Genomic DNA, 16,131 nt, shown 5'->3' with positions numbered 1-16,131 from the left:
GTCACTTCCCGTTCTCCATCGCGGCCGACAGAGCGAGCAGCGGCCGGACGTCGGATTCGAGGTCGTCGGCCCCGGCGGGCAGGACCTGCTTGGCGCGGCCGTCGCTGGCTTCGCCGGCCGCGTGCCGCCGCAGCGCCGCCTTCAACGCTTCGGCCGCGGCGCCGGGATCGGTGGCGACGACCTCGCCGAAGTCCGCGTCCAGGTACGGCGACAGCTGCACCAGGCCGTCCCGGATCTCGATCACCCGGCGGTAGTGCACGCGGTGGGTGCCGCGTGGGGACAGCCGGTCGCCGCGGCGCGGCGGCGTCCGCAGCACGATGCTGGGGAACGCCCCGACCAGGACCGTCCACAAGGGAGCGAGAGCCTGGTGTTCGCGCCGGTGCTGGCGGCGGCGCCGCAACGCCGAAACCCGCGCCCGCAGCCCCGGGTAGGTGACGCCGACGAGGAACAGCATCCCGCCGGCGATCACGAACGGCACGCCGAGCAGCAGCAGGACCTTCACGACGGGACCGAACACCCACGCCACCACGATGTAGAGCGCGCGGAAGATGCTGCCGGCGGCGGCGCTCGCCATGCCGATCGCACTCAGCCGCAGGCCGATCCGCAGGTTCCGGTCGGCCACCCGCTGATACCGCACGATCCAGGCCGTGCAGGCGACGAGACCGTAGATCAGGTACAGCCCGGCGCCGAGGTAGAAGACCGCGACCCCGCTGTCGTGGATCGTCGACGGCCCCAGCGGCAGGCCCCGCAGCTGGAGGGGCGTCCGGCTCATCGCGACGAGCATCAGCGCGATCGCCGCCGCCAGCGGCACCAGCTCCACCACCACCCGGCGGTACCGGCGGGGGCCCAGCGCCGAGCCGAGGAAGAAGATCACCAGTGCGCAGAGGCCGCACGCCAGCAGGGCGTTGTTCGCCACCCGCGCCGCACCCCGCCCGAGGAGCGCGTCCACCTCGTCGGAGATCACCGGTTGCTGCAGCAGGAACGCCGCCGCGAACCCGGCCACGCACGCGGTGACGGCCCAGTTCGGCACCGTCGGTGCGCGCTGCACCTGGTAGATCCGCCACGCGAGCGCGGCGGCGAACAGCACCAGCGCGATCAGGTTCACGGGACGGTGCCTTTCGGGACCAATCCGACCACAGTCACGGCCGGATGGCTTTCGCAGCATCGGTTGCGTGCCGCTCGGGGGGCCGGCCTGCTTTTGGTCGGATTGGTAAGAAGTGTGCTCACAACCACCCTTGGTGATCGCCGAGCGCCCCCTGGATCCGGCGGAGATCCCGGTCAGCGGCGCGCCGGGGGATCGTGTAGTTCAGGACCGACGCCCATTCGAGGATGATCGTCGCGACCGTTTCGGCTTCCCACTCGTGCGCGTCATCGTAGGACGAACGCCGCAGTGCGCGGTGTACGGCATCCGGGTCAAGATCCGGCGCGGGACCGCGCAGGAAGTCCGCCGGCTCGGCGTCGCCGTGCGGGTGGTGGTCCGCCAGCATGTGCCCCAGCTCGTGCAGGATGATGTGGTCCTGGTGCGATTTCGTCGTTTCGGCCTGGTAGAAGATGTAGTCCGCGGACGACGTCGCGATCCAGCAGCCGAACGGCCCCGGCACCTCCAGCGGGTACGCGATCAGCCGGATCGGCCGCCCGCGTCGCTCGCCCAGCCGCGCGCACAGCACCTCGACGTCGAGCGGCGGCCCGATGTCCAGCTCCTTGAGCAGTTTCCGGCAGCGGCGGCGCAGCTCGCGTTCCTTCATCGCACGGTGCTTCCCGGACCCCGCCCCTCGCGGTCCCCCGGGGGGCGGCCCTCGCGTTCGGCCCGCTCGTAGCGTTCGACGAGCTCCAGGAGGTCCATCACCTGCCGCCGTCCCTGCGGGGACAGCTCCTGCGCGCGCATGGCCATCAGCTGGGCCTCACCCGCGGGCGCCGCGGCCACCTCTTCGTCGAAGAAGTACGTCACCGGCACGCCGAACAGCTTCGCCAGCGCCTCGACGTAGTGGATCTTCGGGTTGACCCGCTTGCCTGTGGCGAGCTGCTGCAGGTAGGCGGGCGACATCGCCGGGCCGCCCGACCGCTCGACAGCGGCGGAGATCTCCCGGTAGCTGTGCGGTGCGCGGCCGTCCACCCGAGCGGCCTCGATCAGGGCGCTCAGACGTTCCGCGAAGGTGCGTTCCCGTGCCATCTCCACCCCCTGGGAATCCAGCCGCGAAAATTCTAACCGGAAACCACTGTACGCACATGTTGACAGCCATCGTATGCAGTGGTTTACAGTTGGCTCGCCTCTCGCCTGGCGGTCCGTGCCCTGGGGGTGCACGGAACGGCTCAGGCGAGAGGTTGTCGCGCCTTCGACTCGTCATGATCGGCGGTCTGTAGTACGCTTCGGGGGCCAAGGTCGATCGCACTCGTGGCGAACCCTTGGCCACGGCCTGTTGCCGGAGGTCGACCCCCAGGGCTTCCGGTGACAGGCCCCTTAATTTCCGGCCACGCTCAGCCCATCAGGGTGGCGGCCACCGTGGCGCCCAATTCGGTACACGCCGCCAAAGTCTGTTTGTCCGGATCACCCGTCGTGATGACGGATTCCGCCGCTTTGGCCCACGACAAGCCCGTCGTGATGGCCAGCAACTGGCGTTCCGTGCCCGAAGTGTCGCTGTTGCCGTGAATCCAGTACCCGAACGGGCGGCCTCGCGTCGCGTCCAGGCACGGGTAGTAGATCGTGTCGAAGAAGTGCTTCAGCGCGCCGCTCATGCTGCCCAGGTTCGCCGGCGTGCCCAGCAGGTAGCCGTCCGCCTCGAGGACGTCGGGGACGGTGGCCGCCAGAGCCGCGCGGCGGACCACCTCCACCCCCTCGACGTCCGGGTGCGTCGCGCCCGCCACGACCGCTTCGAACAGCGCCTGCGTCGACGGCGACGGCGTGTGGTGGACGATCAGCAACCTCGGCATCAGGCGAGCAGCTCCTCGACGTCCGCGCGCAACGCCGTCAGCCGTTCCTGCGCCGCCCCCCGCGCGTCCGTCAGCGCGCCCGTCACCGGGGCCACCACCTGCAGGTACGCCTTCAGCTTCGGTTCGGTCCCGGACGGCCGCACGACCACGCGCACCCCTTCGCCGGTCAGGCGCACCACGTCGGCGTCCGGCAGCAGGTCTTCGAGCACGACCTCGACGCCGCCGAGCCGCGACGGCGGCGTCTCCCGCACCTTCGCCATCAGCCGCCCGCGGACCGCCAGGTCCGTGACGCGCAGCGAAACCTGGTCGGTCAGGTGGACGCCGTGGTGCTGGGCCAGTTCGTCGAGCACGTCCAGCGGCGTGCGGCCCTGCGCCTTCAGCTGCGCGGCGAACCCGGCGGCCAGCGTCGCGGCGGCGATGCCGTCCTTGTCCCGCACGAAGCCGGGGTTCACGCACAGCCCGAGCGCCTCTTCGTAGGCGAAGACCAGCCCATCGCCGGCTCGCACCAGCCACTTGAAGCCGGTCAGCGTCTCGGCGTAGCGGGCGCCCTCGGCCTTCGCGATCTCGCCGAGCATCGACGACGACACGATCGTGGTGGCCACCAGCGGGTCCGGCAGCACCGTTCGGTCCACTGTGGACAGGACGTACGAGCCGAGCAGCACGCCGGTCTCGTCGCCGCGCAGCATGCGCCACCGCCCGTCCCGTTCGCGCACGCCCAGTGCGCAGCGGTCGGCGTCCGGGTCGAGCGCGATCGCCAGGTCGGCGTCCACATCGGACGCCAGCGCCAGCAGCAGGTCCGTCGCGCCCGGCTCCTCGGGGTTCGGGAACGACACGGTCGGGAAGTCCGGGTCCGGCACGGCCTGGGCGTCGACCAGGTGCAGGTCGGTGAGCCCGGCCCGTTCGAACGCCGCGCGCAGCGTCTCGGCGCCGACGCCGTGCAGCGCCGTCGCGGCCACCCGCACCGCGCGCTCGTGCCCCATCGGCAGCGTCGCGACCTCGTCGAGGTAGCGGTCCAGCAGGTCGGTGACCTCGGCGCCGGGCTCCCGCGGCACGCCGACGGCGGCCGGCGCGGCCTCGATGGCGCGCTCGATCTCGCCGTCCGACGGCGGGACGATCTGCCCGCCGGTCGCGTCGTAGAGCTTGTACCCGTTGTCCGCCGGGGGGTTGTGCGACGCGGTGATCTGGATCCCGGCCACCGCGCCGAGCCGGCCGACGGCGAACGCGAGCACCGGCGTCGGCAGCGGCCGGGGGAAGACCTTGACGTCGAAGCCCGCCGCGGTCAGCACCTCCGCGGCCGCGGTCGCGAAGGCTTCCGAGCCGTGCCGCGCGTCGCGGCCGACGACGACCAGCGCGCCGCCGTGCCCGTGCGCCTTCAGCCACTCCGCCACCCCGGCCGTCGTGCGGGTGACGACGGCGACGTTCATCCCGTTCGGCCCGGCGCGCACCGGGCCGCGCAGGCCGGCAGTGCCGAACTCCAGGGGGCCGGCCATCCGGCCGGCCAGGTCTTCGGCGGCGCCGGCGTCGCCGCCCATCGCGCGGGCCAGCACGGCCTGCAGCTCGGCGCGGGAGCCGTCGTCGGGGTCGTCGGCGATCCAGCGGAAAGCGGCGTCACGCAGGGTGGAATTCAATGTCACCGCGTCAGCCTACGGGCTATGGTCGGGTAGGTGCGCTTACTGTTCACCTCACTGGGGTCCTTCGGTCACACCTTCCCGCTCGTCCCGCTGGCGGTCGCCGCGCGCGACGCGGGCCACGACGTCGTCTTCGCCACTTCCGAAGATTTCCTGCCACAGCTGCGAAAAGCCGGGCTCGAAACGGCGGTCGCCGGGCTCGCCATCAAGGACGCGTTCGGCCAGGCGTTCGCCGAGGCCGGGCCGTCCGGCCCGCGACGCCCGCCCGGCGACATCCCGCGGGAGGAGCTGTTCCCGGTCGTCGCGAAGGTGTTCGGCGAGCTGATGCCGAAGCGGTTCGTCGCCGACCTGCTGCCGCTGTTCGAGCACGTCCGGCCGGAGCTGGTCGTGAGCGAGGCGGGCAATTCGGGCGGGGCGTTCGCCGCGCTGAAGGCCGGGCTTCCGGTGGTGGCGCACGGATTCGGCCGGGTGTCCAGCGACGACCCGATGGCCGTCATGATCCGTGCCGCGATCCGCGAGCACGGTGCCACGTTGGGGATCGAGGTCGGCGAGGACCTGGCGTTCGGCGGCCCGTTCATCGACATCTGCCCGGAGTCGGTGCAGGAGCCGGGTTTCGTGGCGCGGACCCGCCGGGTCCCGCTGCGCCCGGTCGGCTGGAGCGAGCCGGGCGAACTGCCGCCGGGCGTGCTGGACAAGCGGCGTCCGCTGGTCTACCTGACGCTCGGCACGGCGATGGGCCACGCGGGCGTGCTCACCGAGGCGATCGCCGGTCTGTCCGGTTTGGACGTCGACGTCCTGGTCGCCACCGGCCCGTCCCTGCCCGATGACGCGCTGGGCGAGGTCCCGGAGAACGTCCGGCTCGAGGCGTGGGTCCCGCAGGCGGCGCTGCTCCCGCACGTCGACCTGGTGGTCCACCACGGCGGCAGCGGCACGACGCTCGGCGCGTTCGGCGCGGCCCTGCCGCAGCTGCTGATGCCGCAGGGCGCGGACCAGTTCAGCAACGCGGACACGGTGCTCGCGGCCGGCGTGGGCGACCGCCTGCTCGGCACGGAGGTCACGGCCGAGGCCGTGGCTGCGAAAGCCCGTCACCTGCTCACGGACTCGTCGGTCCGCGACGCGGCCCGCGTCCTGGCCGAAGAGGTCGCGGCGATGCCGTCCCCGGCCGACGTCGCCGCCCAGCTCCCCACCCTGGTCTGAGTTCCGGCTCGAATCACGCGAGTTCCGGCTTGAATCACGCACTCACGTGATTCAAGCCGGAACTCGGCAGGTCAGGCGCGGGTGACCAGTTCCCGGAGGAGGGAGCCCATCCGGGTCGCGGCCGCGCGGCCGGCTTCCAGGACCTCTTCGTGGTTCAGCGGTTCCCCGGTCATGCCCGCGGCCAGGTTCGTCACCAGGGACAGGCCGAAGACCTCGACGCCGGCCGCGCGGGCGGCGATCGCCTCCAGGACCGTCGACATGCCGACCAGGTCCGCGCCCAGCGTGCGCAGCATCCGGATCTCCGCCGGCGTCTCGAAGTGCGGCCCCACCAGCCCCGCGTAGACGCCCTCCTCCAGCGACGGGTCGATCTCGCGGGCGACGCCCCGCAGCCGCGCGGAGTACAGGTCCGTCAGGTCGACGAAGTTCGCGCCGACGATCGGGGAGCGCGCGGTCAGGTTCAGGTGGTCCGAGATCAGCACCGGCTGGCCCACGTGGAAGCCCTCGCGCAGCCCGCCCGCCGCGTTCGTCAGCAGCACCGACCGGACGCCGGCCGCGGCCGCGGTGCGCACGTTGTGCACCACCTGGTCGACGCCCTTGCCCTCGTAGAAGTGCGTCCGCCCCAGCATCACCAGGACGTTCTTGCCGCCGACCTTCAGCGAGCGGATGGTGCCGCCGTGGCCCACCGCGCCGGGCGTGGTGAAGCCGGGCAGTTCGGCGAACGGGATCTCCGTCTCGCACTCCCCGATGACGTCCGCCGCCGGGCGCCAGCCCGACCCCAGGACCACCGCGATGTCGTGCGCGTCCACGCCGGTGCGCTTGGCGATGGCGGCCGCGGCCTCGTGTTCACTCATGCGAGGGAGCGTATCCGGACGCTCCTCACCACCAGGAACACCACCAGCCCGAACGGCGAGAGGAAGATCGTCAGCGCCAGGATCGGACTGACGATCCACGGCGAGATCTTCAGCGAGCGAGCCTCGAGGTACATCCACCGCGCGATGAACAGGTCGAACGCGATGAGGTGCGCCCAGACCAGCCCGGCACCCCACGGCGTGGCCAGCAGCGTCTGCAGGACGCCGAGGTCGGGCCGGAGCATCGCCCGCCCCCACTCGCCGAAGTGCGGCAGCACGAGCCCGAAGTAGCACACGAGCGGCAGCAGCGGCACCCACGGCGACGCCATGATCCGCGCCGTCCAGCGCCACTTCGGCGCCAGGATCATCAGCGCCCAGAACGGCGTCGCCAGCGGGAACGCCCAGGTGAACAGTGCCTCGGCCATCACGCCGCCACCCGCTCCGGCGCGCGGACGACCGCCAGTGCCCCCAGCCCGACGGCCCCGGCCAGCAGCGCGAACGCCCACAGCGTCGTCGCGTCGGGGTGCACGATGGACTGTGCCCGCAGGGCCTGCCAGGTGACCAGCGCGATCAGCCCCGCGTAGCCGGCCGCGCCGATCAGGACGAGCCGCGCGCGGACGACGTCATCCCGCAGCCCGGGGAAGCGCGCGGCCAGTGCGGCCAGCGCGATGGCCAGCAGCGGCAACGCCTGCAGTGCGTGCATCCCGACGAAGTGCGGGATCCGCAGGTCGCCCGCCACCGTGCTCCAGCCGAGGATCGGCAGGCCGGGGCCGCCGTCGGCGAGGCCGACGGTGTGCCCGCCGACCACGTCCCGCCGTCCACCGGTCTGCCAGTGGGCGAGCTGCTGCGCGGTCGGGTTCGTCATCAGGGCGCCCAGCGACATCCCGGCGAGCGAGAGCACGGCTCCGGCGCGCACGGCCCAGAAGCTCGCCCGGTCGGGCACCTTGGTGAACAGCATCAGCACGGTCAGCGCGAGCGTCGCGACCCACAGTCCCGCGATCATCACGCCCATGATGCGGAAGATCGCGGCGTCCTGCGGGGTCGCGCCGTTGAAGTGGCTCGCGCGGCCGCGCGCGGCCTGGAACACCAGCAGGACGTACTCGGCGGCGAAGAGCAGCACCAGGGCGCTCGTCAGCACGCTCGCCGTGCGCCGGAACCGCGGCAGCAGCGAGACGAGCCAGCTCCACGTGCCGAAGTAGAGCGCCGCGGACACCGCGAACTTGAACGGCTTGGCCCAGATCGGCGCGCCCGCCAGGGTCCGCTGGTCGAGGAGCAGGGCGGCGACGCACAGCACCGCCAGCACCCCGTAGGCGGCGGCCGCGAGCGTGGACGGCCGGTGCCACCCGTTCGTTCTGCTCCGGAGATCGGCAAGGATGGTCATGGTGGCCTCCCAGAATGGATAGCGATGCTCTCTGTTGTGGGAAGTTAAACTATCCATACTGAGAAGTCTTCAGGATTGCCCCGGAGACCGACCCCTGGAGCGATGCGCATGCGGATGGCCGAACTGAGCGCCGAGTCGGGGGTGCCGGTCGCGACCGTCAAGTACTACCTGCGCGAAGGCCTGCTCCCGCCCGGCGAGCGCACCAGCCCGAACCAGGCGCGGTACGCCGCGGCCCACGTCCAGCGGCTGCGGCTGATCAAGGCGCTCACCGAAGTCGGCGGCCTGTCACTGGCCTCGGTCGCTGCCGTGCTGCGCGCGATCGACGACCGCGAGACCCCGCACCGAACGATGGGTGTCGTCCAGCGGGAGCTGGCCGGGCCGGCGCCGAAGGTGTCCGACGAGGGCGTCGAGTGGGCGACTGCGCTGCTTGACGACCTCGTCCACCGCCACGGCTGGAAGCGGCACGAACCCGGGAACGCCGTGGTCGACAACCTCGTCGCCGCGCTGGCCACGGCGAAGGAACTCGGCCAGGAGACGCTGACCGAAGGGCTCGACGAGTACGCCCGGCTCGCGAAGCGCGTCGCGGAACTCGATCTCGCGGCGGTGGCCGGCCGGACGTCGGTGGAGGAGATCATCGAAACCGGGCTGGTCGCCACCGTGCTCGGTGACCGGATCTTCGCCGGGTTGCGCTACCTCGCCCAGGAGCGGGTGTCACGCGAGGTCCTCGAAAGTTAGTCCGAGACGCTCAGGGTGGGGGCGACCCGGTCGAAGACGTCCTGGCGGCCCGAGTTCTCCTGCTCGGCCGGCACGGTGACCGAAAGGATCCACAGGCTGGTGCCCGCCTGGGTCAGGTTCATGAACGTCACGCGGGTGCCGCCGCCCCCGCCGCTTTCCGGCAGGGTGCCGCCCTCGGCCAGGCGGTAGGTCAGCGTCGTGCCCTTGCCCCCCGGCAGCGGCGACGGCCCGAACAGCTGGAACGCGTCGCCCGGGTAGGACGCCTTCAGCCAGGAGATGTACTCGTCGTCGCCGGGGAACTGGGCGAAGTACTTGGCCAGCCGCTCCACCCGGAGCGACCGGCGGCCGTCGGGCGAGACGTACTGGACCGCCGTGCTCGCCCCGAACTTCGTGGTGGTGTGCGGGGCGACGAACTTCTGCCAGCCCGCGGGTACCTGGAGGCCGAACTGCCCGCCGTTGCCGGTCACGTAGCTCGCGTCGCCGGACTGCTGCACCAGCGACGGGGCCGGCACGTCGGTGGGGCCGTTCGACGTGCTCCGCGGGGCGGCCTCCGGGGGCAGCAGCGACTGCCCGCCGACCGCCCTGGCCAGCGCGAACCCGCCGCCCGCGGCGAGGAGGAACAGCAGGATCGCCACCGCGACGAGCACGGCGGTGGCCGTGGAGGTGCGCCGGGCCGGCCGCGTCAGAGGCGGCGGCGGGACGAACACCGTCGGCGGGTCTGTGGCCGGTGCCGGGGCGGGCGGGCGCAGGAACGGCAGCGGGCCCGGGTCGGCGGCGAGCTCGCTGCTCGACGCCTCGGCCTTCTTCTCCGCCTTGACCTTGCCCTTGTCCTTCTCGGGCAGGACGGTCTTGATGACCTGCGTGTCGGTCGCGTCCGGCTGCGCGGAGGTCTTCTTGCCGTCCGGGGTGTGGAACAGCTCGGCCCCGAACAGGTCGAGCGGCGTCTTCGTCTGCAGCGGGTAGAGCCGGTGCCGGACCTCGCGCAGCGTGATCCGCTTGTTCGGCTCCTTCTTCATCAGCGCACCGATGACGTCGGCCAGCGGGCCGGCCTTCGGCTGGGGCACCTTCCCGTTGACGACCTTGCCGACCGTCTCCAGGGGGTCGCCGTCGGCGTCGTACGGCGGCGCGCCCTCGACCGCGGCGAACAGCGTCGCGCCGAGGCCCCAGAGGTCCGCGGCCGGTGTGACGGCGCCGCCGGAGGCCACTTCCGGCGCGATGTAGGCGGGCGAGCCGAGCATGATCCCGGTGCGGGTCATGGTCGCTTCGGAGACGTTGCGGGCGATGCCGAAGTCGGTCAGCTTGATCCGGCCGTCGCTGGCCACCAGGACGTTGCCCGGCTTGACGTCGCGGTGGGTGATCCCGGCGGAGTGCGCGGCCTCCAGCGCGGACGCCACGGCGATGCCGACCGCGGCGGCCTGCCCGACGGTCAGCGGCCCGTGGTCGCGCAGGATGTGCGCCAGGCTGCGCGAGGGCAGCAGCTCCATCACCACGAACGGCTGGTCGTCCTCGCGGGCGACGTCGTGCAGGATGATCACGTTCGGGTGGGACAGCACGGCGATCGCGCGCGCCTCGCGCAGCGTGCGCTCCCGCAGCTCGTCCGCCTGTGACGCCGGGATGCCCGGCGGCACCTTCATCTCCTTGACGGCCACCTGCCGGTGCAGGAACTCGTCGTAGGCCGACCAGACGGTGCCCATCGACCCGGAGCCGAGCACCGAACGCAGCCGGTAACGACCGGCGACCACTCGTGTCTCTTCGCTGGAGGGGGGCACGCGCCAATTGTGGCGTACGCGACCGGCAGTCCCGACGCAGCGTGCGGGTTCCGGCCCCTAACGTGCCCCCTAGCGCGACTAGAGTCACAGGTCGAGCGCGGCGAGTGCCTCTACCATCACAGGTTATGACTGAAGTGGCCGGTCCGGAGTCAGTGCCGATCTCCGAACTCGACCTGGCGGCCGAGTTCCCCCAGGCGACGCGCGAGCAGTGGCAGGAGCTCGTCGCGGGTGTGCTGCGCAAGAGCGGCAAGCTCCCCGAAGACTCCACAGCCTCCACGGACTTCGCGGGCGCCCCGGAGAGCAAGCTCGTCACGCGGACCTACGACGGGATCGAGATCCAGCCGCTGTACACGGCCGAGGACGTCCCCGGTGACCTCGGCTTCCCCGGTCTGCCGCCCTACGTGCGCGGCGCCCGGCCGGAGGGCCAGGTCAGCACCGGCTGGGACGTGCGGGCCCGGTTCACCGGCGACGACGCCCGCGCGGTCAACAAGGCGATCCTCGCCGACCTCGAAGGTGGCGTGACGTCGATCTGGCTCTCGGTGCCACCCGAGTCGCTCGCCGACGCGCTGAACGAGGTGTACCTCGACCTGGCGCCCGTGGTCCTGGACGCCGGTGCTTCGTACGAAGCCGCTGCCGAAGCGCTCTTCGAGCTGTTCGCCGAACGCGAGATCCCGGCGAGCGAGGCCACCGCCGTGCTGGGCGCGGACCCGATCGGGCTGGCGGCCCGCTCCGGCTCGGTCGTGACGCTCGAACCGGCCGCCGCCCTCGCGGCGCGTGTCGCCGGGAAGTACCCGAAAGTGCGGACGATCGTCGCCGACGGCCTGCCGTTCCACGAAGCCGGTGGCTCGGACGCGCAGGAGCTGGGGGCGCTCGTCGCCGCCGGTGTCACCTACCTGCGTTCGCTGACCGACGCCGGGCTGGACGTCGAGGCCGCGGCCGGGCAGCTCGAGTTCCGGCTCGCCGCGACCGCCGACCAGTTCTCGACCATCGCGAAGCTGCGCGCGGCGCGCCGCCTGTGGGCGCGCGTCGCCGAGGTCTGCGGCTTCACCTCGCCCATGCGCCAGCACGCCGTGACGTCGCCGGCCATGCTGACCCGGCGCGACCCCTGGGTGAACATGCTGCGCACGACCGTGGCCTGCTTCGGCGCGGGCGTCGGCGGCGCGGACGCGGTCACCGTGCTGCCGTTCGACGCCGCGATCGGCCGTCCGGACGGGTTCTCCGCCCGGGTCGCCCGCAACACCCACGCCGTGCTGCTGGAGGAGACCAAGCTGGCCGGCGTGGCCGACCCGGCGGGCGGCTCCTGGTACGTCGAGAAGCTCACCGACGACCTCGCGCACGCCGCCTGGGCCGAGTTCACCGCGATCGAGGCGGCCGGCGGCCTGGTGGCGGAGCTGGCGTCCGGCGCGCTGGCGTCGCGGCTGGCCGAGACGTGGGAGAAGCGCTCGAAGCGGATCGCGACCCGCCGTGACCCGCTCACCGGCGTCAGCGAGTTCCCGAACCTGGCCGAGAAGCCGGTGGTCCGCGCGCCGGCGGAGTCCACTGTGGAAGGTGGGCTGCCGCGGCACCGGTACGCCGAAGGCTTCGAAGCCCTTCGAGACGCGTCCGATGCCTACCTCGCCGCACACGGTTCGCGGCCCCAGATCTTCTTGGCCACGCTCGGCCCGGTCGCCGCGCACACCGCGCGCGCCGGGTTCGCCGCCAACCTGTTCCAGGCGGGCGGGATCGAAGCCGTCAACCCGGGCGCCACGGACGACCTGCCCGGCGCGTTCCGGGCGTCCGGCGCCCGGATCGCCTGTCTCTGCGGCACCGATGCCGCGTACGCCGCCGAGGCGTCCGACGTGGCCGCGTCCCTCGGCGCCGAGTACGTCTTACTGGCGGGCAAGGGGTCCTACGACGGCATCGACGGGAACGTCTTCGCCGGGTGCGACGCCCTGGAAGTCCTCAACGGCCTGCACGCCAAGCTGGGAGTTGCGCGATGACCATCCCGAACTTCGCCGGCGTCGACCTCGGCACGCCCGCACCCGCCGACCGCGAGACCTGGGCGCGCGCGGTGGAGAGCGCCACCGGCAAGGGCCCCGACGCCCTCGCCTGGGAGACGCCCGAAGGCATCGGCGTCAAGCCGGTGTACACCGCCGCCGACCTGTCCGATGTGGACTTCCTCGGCACGTACCCCGGCATCGCGCCCTTCCTGCGCGGCCCGTACCCGACGATGTACGTCAACCAGCCGTGGACCATCCGCCAGTACGCCGGGTTCTCCACCGCCGAGGAGTCCAACGCCTTCTACCGGCGCAACCTCGCCGCCGGGCAGAAGGGCCTGTCGGTCGCCTTCGACCTGGCCACCCACCGCGGCTACGACTCCGACCACCCGCGCGTCTCGGGTGACGTCGGCATGGCGGGCGTCGCGATCGACTCCATCTACGACATGCGGCAGCTCTTCGACGGCATCCCGCTGGACAAGATGTCGGTGTCGATGACCATGAACGGAGCCGTACTGCCGGTACTGGCGCTGTACGTGGTGGCAGCAGAGGAGCAAGGGGTCAAACCCGAGCAGCTCGCGGGGACCATCCAGAACGACATCCTCAAAGAGTTCATGGTCCGCAACACCTACATCTACCCGCCGCAGCCGTCGATGCGGATCATCTCCGACATCTTCTCGTTCACTTCGCAGCACATGCCGAAGTACAACTCGATCTCCATCTCCGGCTACCACATGCAGGAAGCCGGCGCGACCGCCGACCTCGAGCTGGCCTACACGCTCGCCGACGGCGTCGAGTACCTCCGCGCCGGCGTCGACGCCGGGCTGGACGTCGACAAGTTCGCGCCGCGGCTGTCGTTCTTCTGGGCGATCGGCATGAACTTCTTCATGGAGGTCGCGAAGCTGCGCGCGGCGCGTCTCCTGTGGGCGAAGCTGGTGAAAGGCTTCTCGCCTGCCAATTCGAAGTCGCTTTCGCTGCGGACGCACTCCCAGACGTCGGGCTGGTCGCTGACCGCGCAGGACGTCTACAACAACGTCGTCCGGACGTGCGTCGAGGCGATGGCCGCGACCCAGGGGCACACGCAGTCGCTGCACACGAACGCCCTCGACGAGGCCCTCGCGCTGCCGACGGACTTCTCCGCGCGGATCGCCCGCAACACCCAGCTCCTGCTGCAGCAGGAGTCCGGCACCACGCGCGTGATCGACCCGTGGGGCGGCAGTGCCTTCGTCGAGAAGCTGACCTACGACCTCGCGCGCAAGGCGTGGGGCCACATCACCGAGGTCGAGCAGGCCGGCGGCATGGCCAAGGCGATCGACGCGGGCATCCCCAAGCTGCGCATCGAGGAGGCCGCGGCCCGCACCCAGGCCCGCATCGACTCCGGGCGGCAGCCGGTGATCGGCGTGAACAAGTACCAGGTCACGGGCGACGAAGACATCGACGTGCTCAAGGTCGACAACGCCGGTGTCCGCGCCCAGCAGCTGGAGAAGCTGCGGCGGCTGCGTGACGAGCGTGATCCCGCGGCCACCGAGGACGCGTTGCGGCGGCTCACCGAGGGCGCTCAGCAGGGCGGCAACCTGCTGGAACTGGCCATCGACGCGGCCCGCGCGAAGGCCACGGTCGGCGAGATCTCCGACGCGCTCGAGAAGATCTGGGGCCGCCACTCCGGCCAGATCCGGACCATCTCGGGGGTGTACCGCGAGGAGGTGGGGAAGACGCAGAACGTCGAGAAGGCCCGTCAGCTGGTCGAAGAGTTCGCCGCGGAGGAGGGCCGCCGTCCGCGGATCCTCGTCGCGAAGATGGGCCAGGACGGCCACGACCGCGGCCAGAAGGTGATCGCCACCGGCTTCGCCGACCTCGGGTTCGACGTCGACGTCGGCCCGCTGTTCTCCACCCCGGCCGAGGTCGCCCGCCAGGCGATCGAGGCGGACGTGCACGTCGTCGGCGTCTCGTCGCTGGCCGCCGGGCACCTGTCGCTGGTGCCCGCGCTGCGGCACGAGCTCGCCGAGCTGGGGCGCGAGGACATCATGGTCGTGGTCGGCGGCGTCATCCCGCCGCAGGACTACCCGGCGCTGCGCAATGCCGGAGCTGCCGCGATCTTCGGTCCCGGCACGGTGCTCGCGGACGCGGCCATCGACCTGCTCGGCCAGTTGTCGGCGCAGGAGTCCTGACCCTTGCCGCGCAAGATCGACGTCACCGCCTACGCCAAGGGGGTCCTGGCGGGTGACCGCGGGACGCTGTCGAAGGCGATCACGCTGGTCGAGTCGCAGCGGGAGGACCACCGCGCGCTGGCGCAGGAACTGCTGGTCGAGCTGCTGCCTGCGGCCGGTGGCGCGCGGCGCGTCGGTATCACCGGCGTCCCCGGTGTCGGCAAGTCGACATTCATCGACCAGCTGGGCACCGACCTGACCACGGCCGGGCACCGGGTGGCCGTGCTGGCCGTCGACCCGTCGTCGACGCGGACCGGCGGGTCGATCCTCGGCGACAAGACCCGGATGGCCCGGCTGGCGGTGGATCCGCGGGCGTTCATCCGGCCGTCGCCGACGTCCGGGACCTTGGGCGGGGTCGCGCGCGCCACGCGCGAGACCATCGTGCTGATGGAGGCCGCCGGCTACGACGTCGTGCTGGTCGAGACGGTCGGCGTCGGGCAGTCCGAGGTGACCGTGGCGAACATGGTCGACTGCTTTCTCTTCCTGACGCTGGCCCGCACCGGCGACCAGCTCCAGGGCATCAAGAAGGGCGTGCTGGAGCTCGCCGACGTCATCGCCGTCAACAAGGCCGACGGCGACCACGAGCGGGACGCGCGCCGCGCCGCCCGGGAGCTGGCGGGCGCGTTGCGGATGATCTACGGGCCCGAAGCGTCCTGGACGCCACCGGTGCTGACCTGCAGCGGCCTGCACAACCGGCGTCTCGACGAAGTCTGGGGCGCGATCGAGCAGCACCGCGAAACGCTCACGGCGTCCGGCGAACTCGACGTCCGGCGGCGGCAGCAGCAGGTCGACTGGACCTGGGCGATGGTGCGCGAACAGCTGCTGGGTCGGCTGGCGGCGCATCCGGAGGTGCGAACGGTCGTTCCCGACGTCGAACGGGCGGTGCGGGACGGTGAACTGACGGCTACCCTCGGTGCACAGCGGATCCTCGACGCGTTCGGTCCACCGCGTGGTGGCTGACGTCCGGGCGGTCCGCGGGCAGAATGCCTGGGCGTGGCGAAAGGATGACATGGCGAAACTGCGGGGTCTGGTCCTGGTCGGCCTGCTGGGCGCGGTGCTGTTCACCGCGTCGCCTGCGCTGGCCGGGCAGCTGCGTCCGGTGGCCGTTCCGGTGACGGTGGCGCACGTGGCGGCGGTGCCCGTCCCGGCACAGGCCACGGCTGATCCGGGCCCGGTGCTCGACCCGGCCCAGACCGACAAGGCCAACAGCGAAAAGACCAAGAACAAGCTGATCGCGGGCCTGATCGCGGCGGCTCTGCTCGGCATCGTGATCTGGGGCCGCAAGATCCGTTCGAAGAAGGCCAAGGGTTCCTGACGCCGGATCGCGTTCGGCTTTGCCGAAACTCTGCACGCCGTTCAACGCAGATCCGCTACCGGCCGTCTAGGACGGCCGTTTTCGAGGCGCGGCTTGCCGCCTGCATGGTGCACGATCGTCTGCAAATGCGTACGACAGATCGATCGG

The 16,131-nt window shown here is 71.8% G+C and carries 15 protein-coding genes; 6 read left to right on the top strand and 9 right to left on the bottom strand.

The window, feature by feature from the left end; translation table 11 throughout:
* Position 1 precedes the first annotated feature (1 nt).
* The 5 genes from AB0M80_RS01520 to AB0M80_RS01500 form a co-directional block, all read right to left on the bottom strand.
* Positions 2-1,165 carry an MAB_1171c family putative transporter gene (locus AB0M80_RS01520; RefSeq protein ID WP_364557310.1) on the bottom strand — a complete coding sequence of 388 codons (1,164 nt, stop codon included), beginning with the start codon at positions 1,163-1,165 and terminating at the stop codon, positions 2-4.
* Between the two features lie 58 nt (positions 1,166-1,223).
* Positions 1,224-1,745, bottom strand: coding sequence for a hypothetical protein (locus AB0M80_RS01515; RefSeq protein ID WP_364557307.1), 522 nt, complete (start codon positions 1,743-1,745; stop codon positions 1,224-1,226).
* On the bottom strand, positions 1,742-2,170 hold the full coding sequence (locus AB0M80_RS01510; protein WP_364557305.1) for an XRE family transcriptional regulator: 429 nt from the start codon (positions 2,168-2,170) through the stop codon (positions 1,742-1,744). The genes AB0M80_RS01515 and AB0M80_RS01510 overlap by 4 nt, the downstream gene beginning before the upstream one ends.
* A 305-nt stretch (positions 2,171-2,475) precedes the next feature.
* Positions 2,476-2,928 carry an NAD(P)H-dependent oxidoreductase gene (locus AB0M80_RS01505; RefSeq protein WP_364557302.1) on the bottom strand — a complete coding sequence of 151 codons (453 nt, stop codon included), beginning with the start codon at positions 2,926-2,928 and terminating at the stop codon, positions 2,476-2,478.
* Positions 2,928-4,562, bottom strand: a complete 1,635-nt coding sequence (locus AB0M80_RS01500) for a phospho-sugar mutase (protein WP_364557299.1) — start codon at positions 4,560-4,562, stop codon at positions 2,928-2,930. The genes AB0M80_RS01505 and AB0M80_RS01500 overlap by 1 nt, the downstream gene beginning before the upstream one ends.
* A 30-nt stretch (positions 4,563-4,592) precedes the next feature.
* Here AB0M80_RS01500 and AB0M80_RS01495 point away from each other — a divergent pair, with 30 nt between their 5' ends.
* Positions 4,593-5,753, top strand: a complete 1,161-nt coding sequence (locus AB0M80_RS01495; protein ID WP_364557296.1) for a nucleotide disphospho-sugar-binding domain-containing protein — start codon at positions 4,593-4,595, stop codon at positions 5,751-5,753.
* Positions 5,754-5,824: 71 nt separating this feature from the next.
* On the opposite strand, the gene AB0M80_RS01490 is transcribed toward AB0M80_RS01495, so the two are convergent.
* The 3 genes from AB0M80_RS01490 to AB0M80_RS01480 are packed head-to-tail and all read right to left on the bottom strand — an operon-like array spanning position 5,825 to position 7,982.
* A complete protein-coding gene (locus AB0M80_RS01490; RefSeq protein ID WP_364557293.1) occupies positions 5,825-6,604 on the bottom strand; it encodes a purine-nucleoside phosphorylase in 780 nt (259 codons plus the stop codon).
* Positions 6,601-7,026: an ABA4-like family protein gene (locus AB0M80_RS01485; RefSeq protein ID WP_364557290.1), complete on the bottom strand. Its 426-nt coding sequence runs from the start codon at positions 7,024-7,026 to the stop codon at positions 6,601-6,603. Before AB0M80_RS01485 ends, AB0M80_RS01490 begins: the two co-directional genes overlap by 4 nt.
* Complete coding sequence (locus AB0M80_RS01480) at positions 7,026-7,982, bottom strand: hypothetical protein (protein WP_364557287.1); 957 nt, start codon at positions 7,980-7,982, stop codon at positions 7,026-7,028. The genes AB0M80_RS01485 and AB0M80_RS01480 overlap by 1 nt, the downstream gene beginning before the upstream one ends.
* 108 nt (positions 7,983-8,090) lie before the next feature.
* Here AB0M80_RS01480 and AB0M80_RS01475 point away from each other — a divergent pair, with 108 nt between their 5' ends.
* On the top strand, positions 8,091-8,717 hold the full coding sequence (locus tag AB0M80_RS01475; protein ID WP_364557284.1) for a MerR family transcriptional regulator: 627 nt from the start codon (positions 8,091-8,093) through the stop codon (positions 8,715-8,717).
* Here AB0M80_RS01475 and AB0M80_RS01470 read toward each other — a convergent pair.
* Complete coding sequence (locus tag AB0M80_RS01470; protein ID WP_364558526.1) at positions 8,714-10,459, bottom strand: serine/threonine-protein kinase; 1,746 nt, start codon at positions 10,457-10,459, stop codon at positions 8,714-8,716. The two genes, AB0M80_RS01475 and AB0M80_RS01470, sit on opposite strands and share 4 nt — an antisense overlap.
* A gap of 152 nt (positions 10,460-10,611) precedes the next feature.
* On the opposite strand from AB0M80_RS01470, the gene AB0M80_RS01465 reads away from it, so the two are divergent.
* The 4 genes from AB0M80_RS01465 to AB0M80_RS01450 are packed head-to-tail and all read left to right on the top strand — an operon-like array spanning position 10,612 to position 15,984.
* Positions 10,612-12,465, top strand: coding sequence for a methylmalonyl-CoA mutase family protein (locus AB0M80_RS01465; RefSeq protein WP_364557281.1), 1,854 nt, complete (start codon positions 10,612-10,614; stop codon positions 12,463-12,465).
* Positions 12,462-14,630, top strand: a complete 2,169-nt coding sequence (scpA, locus tag AB0M80_RS01460) for a methylmalonyl-CoA mutase (RefSeq protein WP_364557278.1) — start codon at positions 12,462-12,464, stop codon at positions 14,628-14,630. The genes AB0M80_RS01465 and scpA overlap by 4 nt, the downstream gene beginning before the upstream one ends.
* Before the next feature lie 3 nt (positions 14,631-14,633).
* The gene (meaB, locus tag AB0M80_RS01455) at positions 14,634-15,629 is read left to right on the top strand and encodes a methylmalonyl Co-A mutase-associated GTPase MeaB (RefSeq protein ID WP_364557275.1); all 996 of its coding nucleotides are present in this window, start codon (positions 14,634-14,636) and stop codon (positions 15,627-15,629) included.
* Between the two features lie 49 nt (positions 15,630-15,678).
* A complete protein-coding gene (locus AB0M80_RS01450; RefSeq protein ID WP_364557272.1) occupies positions 15,679-15,984 on the top strand; it encodes a hypothetical protein in 306 nt (101 codons plus the stop codon).
* Positions 15,985-16,131: the final 147 nt, after the last annotated feature.

This window comes from Amycolatopsis sp. NPDC051045 (assembly GCF_040682955.1).
Lineage (GTDB): Bacteria > Actinomycetota > Actinomycetes > Mycobacteriales > Pseudonocardiaceae > Amycolatopsis.
Note: the sequence above shows the minus strand (reverse complement) of the source record. Positions and strands in the feature narration are given on the sequence as shown.

Coding starts and splice junctions, on each gene's coding strand:
- AB0M80_RS01465 (WP_364557281.1), top strand. CDS start 10,612: ATGACTGAAGTGGCCGGTCCGGAGTCAGTGCCGATCTCCGAACTCGAC.
- AB0M80_RS01450 (WP_364557272.1), top strand. CDS start 15,679: ATGGCGAAACTGCGGGGTCTGGTCCTGGTCGGCCTGCTGGGCGCGGTG.
- AB0M80_RS01490 (WP_364557293.1), bottom strand. CDS start 6,604: ATGAGTGAACACGAGGCCGCGGCCGCCATCGCCAAGCGCACCGGCGTG.
- AB0M80_RS01475 (WP_364557284.1), top strand. CDS start 8,091: ATGCGGATGGCCGAACTGAGCGCCGAGTCGGGGGTGCCGGTCGCGACC.
- AB0M80_RS01480 (WP_364557287.1), bottom strand. CDS start 7,982: ATGACCATCCTTGCCGATCTCCGGAGCAGAACGAACGGGTGGCACCGG.
- scpA (WP_364557278.1), top strand. CDS start 12,462: ATGACCATCCCGAACTTCGCCGGCGTCGACCTCGGCACGCCCGCACCC.
- AB0M80_RS01485 (WP_364557290.1), bottom strand. CDS start 7,026: ATGGCCGAGGCACTGTTCACCTGGGCGTTCCCGCTGGCGACGCCGTTC.
- AB0M80_RS01510 (WP_364557305.1), bottom strand. CDS start 2,170: ATGGCACGGGAACGCACCTTCGCGGAACGTCTGAGCGCCCTGATCGAG.
- AB0M80_RS01520 (WP_364557310.1), bottom strand. CDS start 1,165: ATGCTGCGAAAGCCATCCGGCCGTGACTGTGGTCGGATTGGTCCCGAA.
- AB0M80_RS01505 (WP_364557302.1), bottom strand. CDS start 2,928: ATGCCGAGGTTGCTGATCGTCCACCACACGCCGTCGCCGTCGACGCAG.
- AB0M80_RS01515 (WP_364557307.1), bottom strand. CDS start 1,745: ATGAAGGAACGCGAGCTGCGCCGCCGCTGCCGGAAACTGCTCAAGGAG.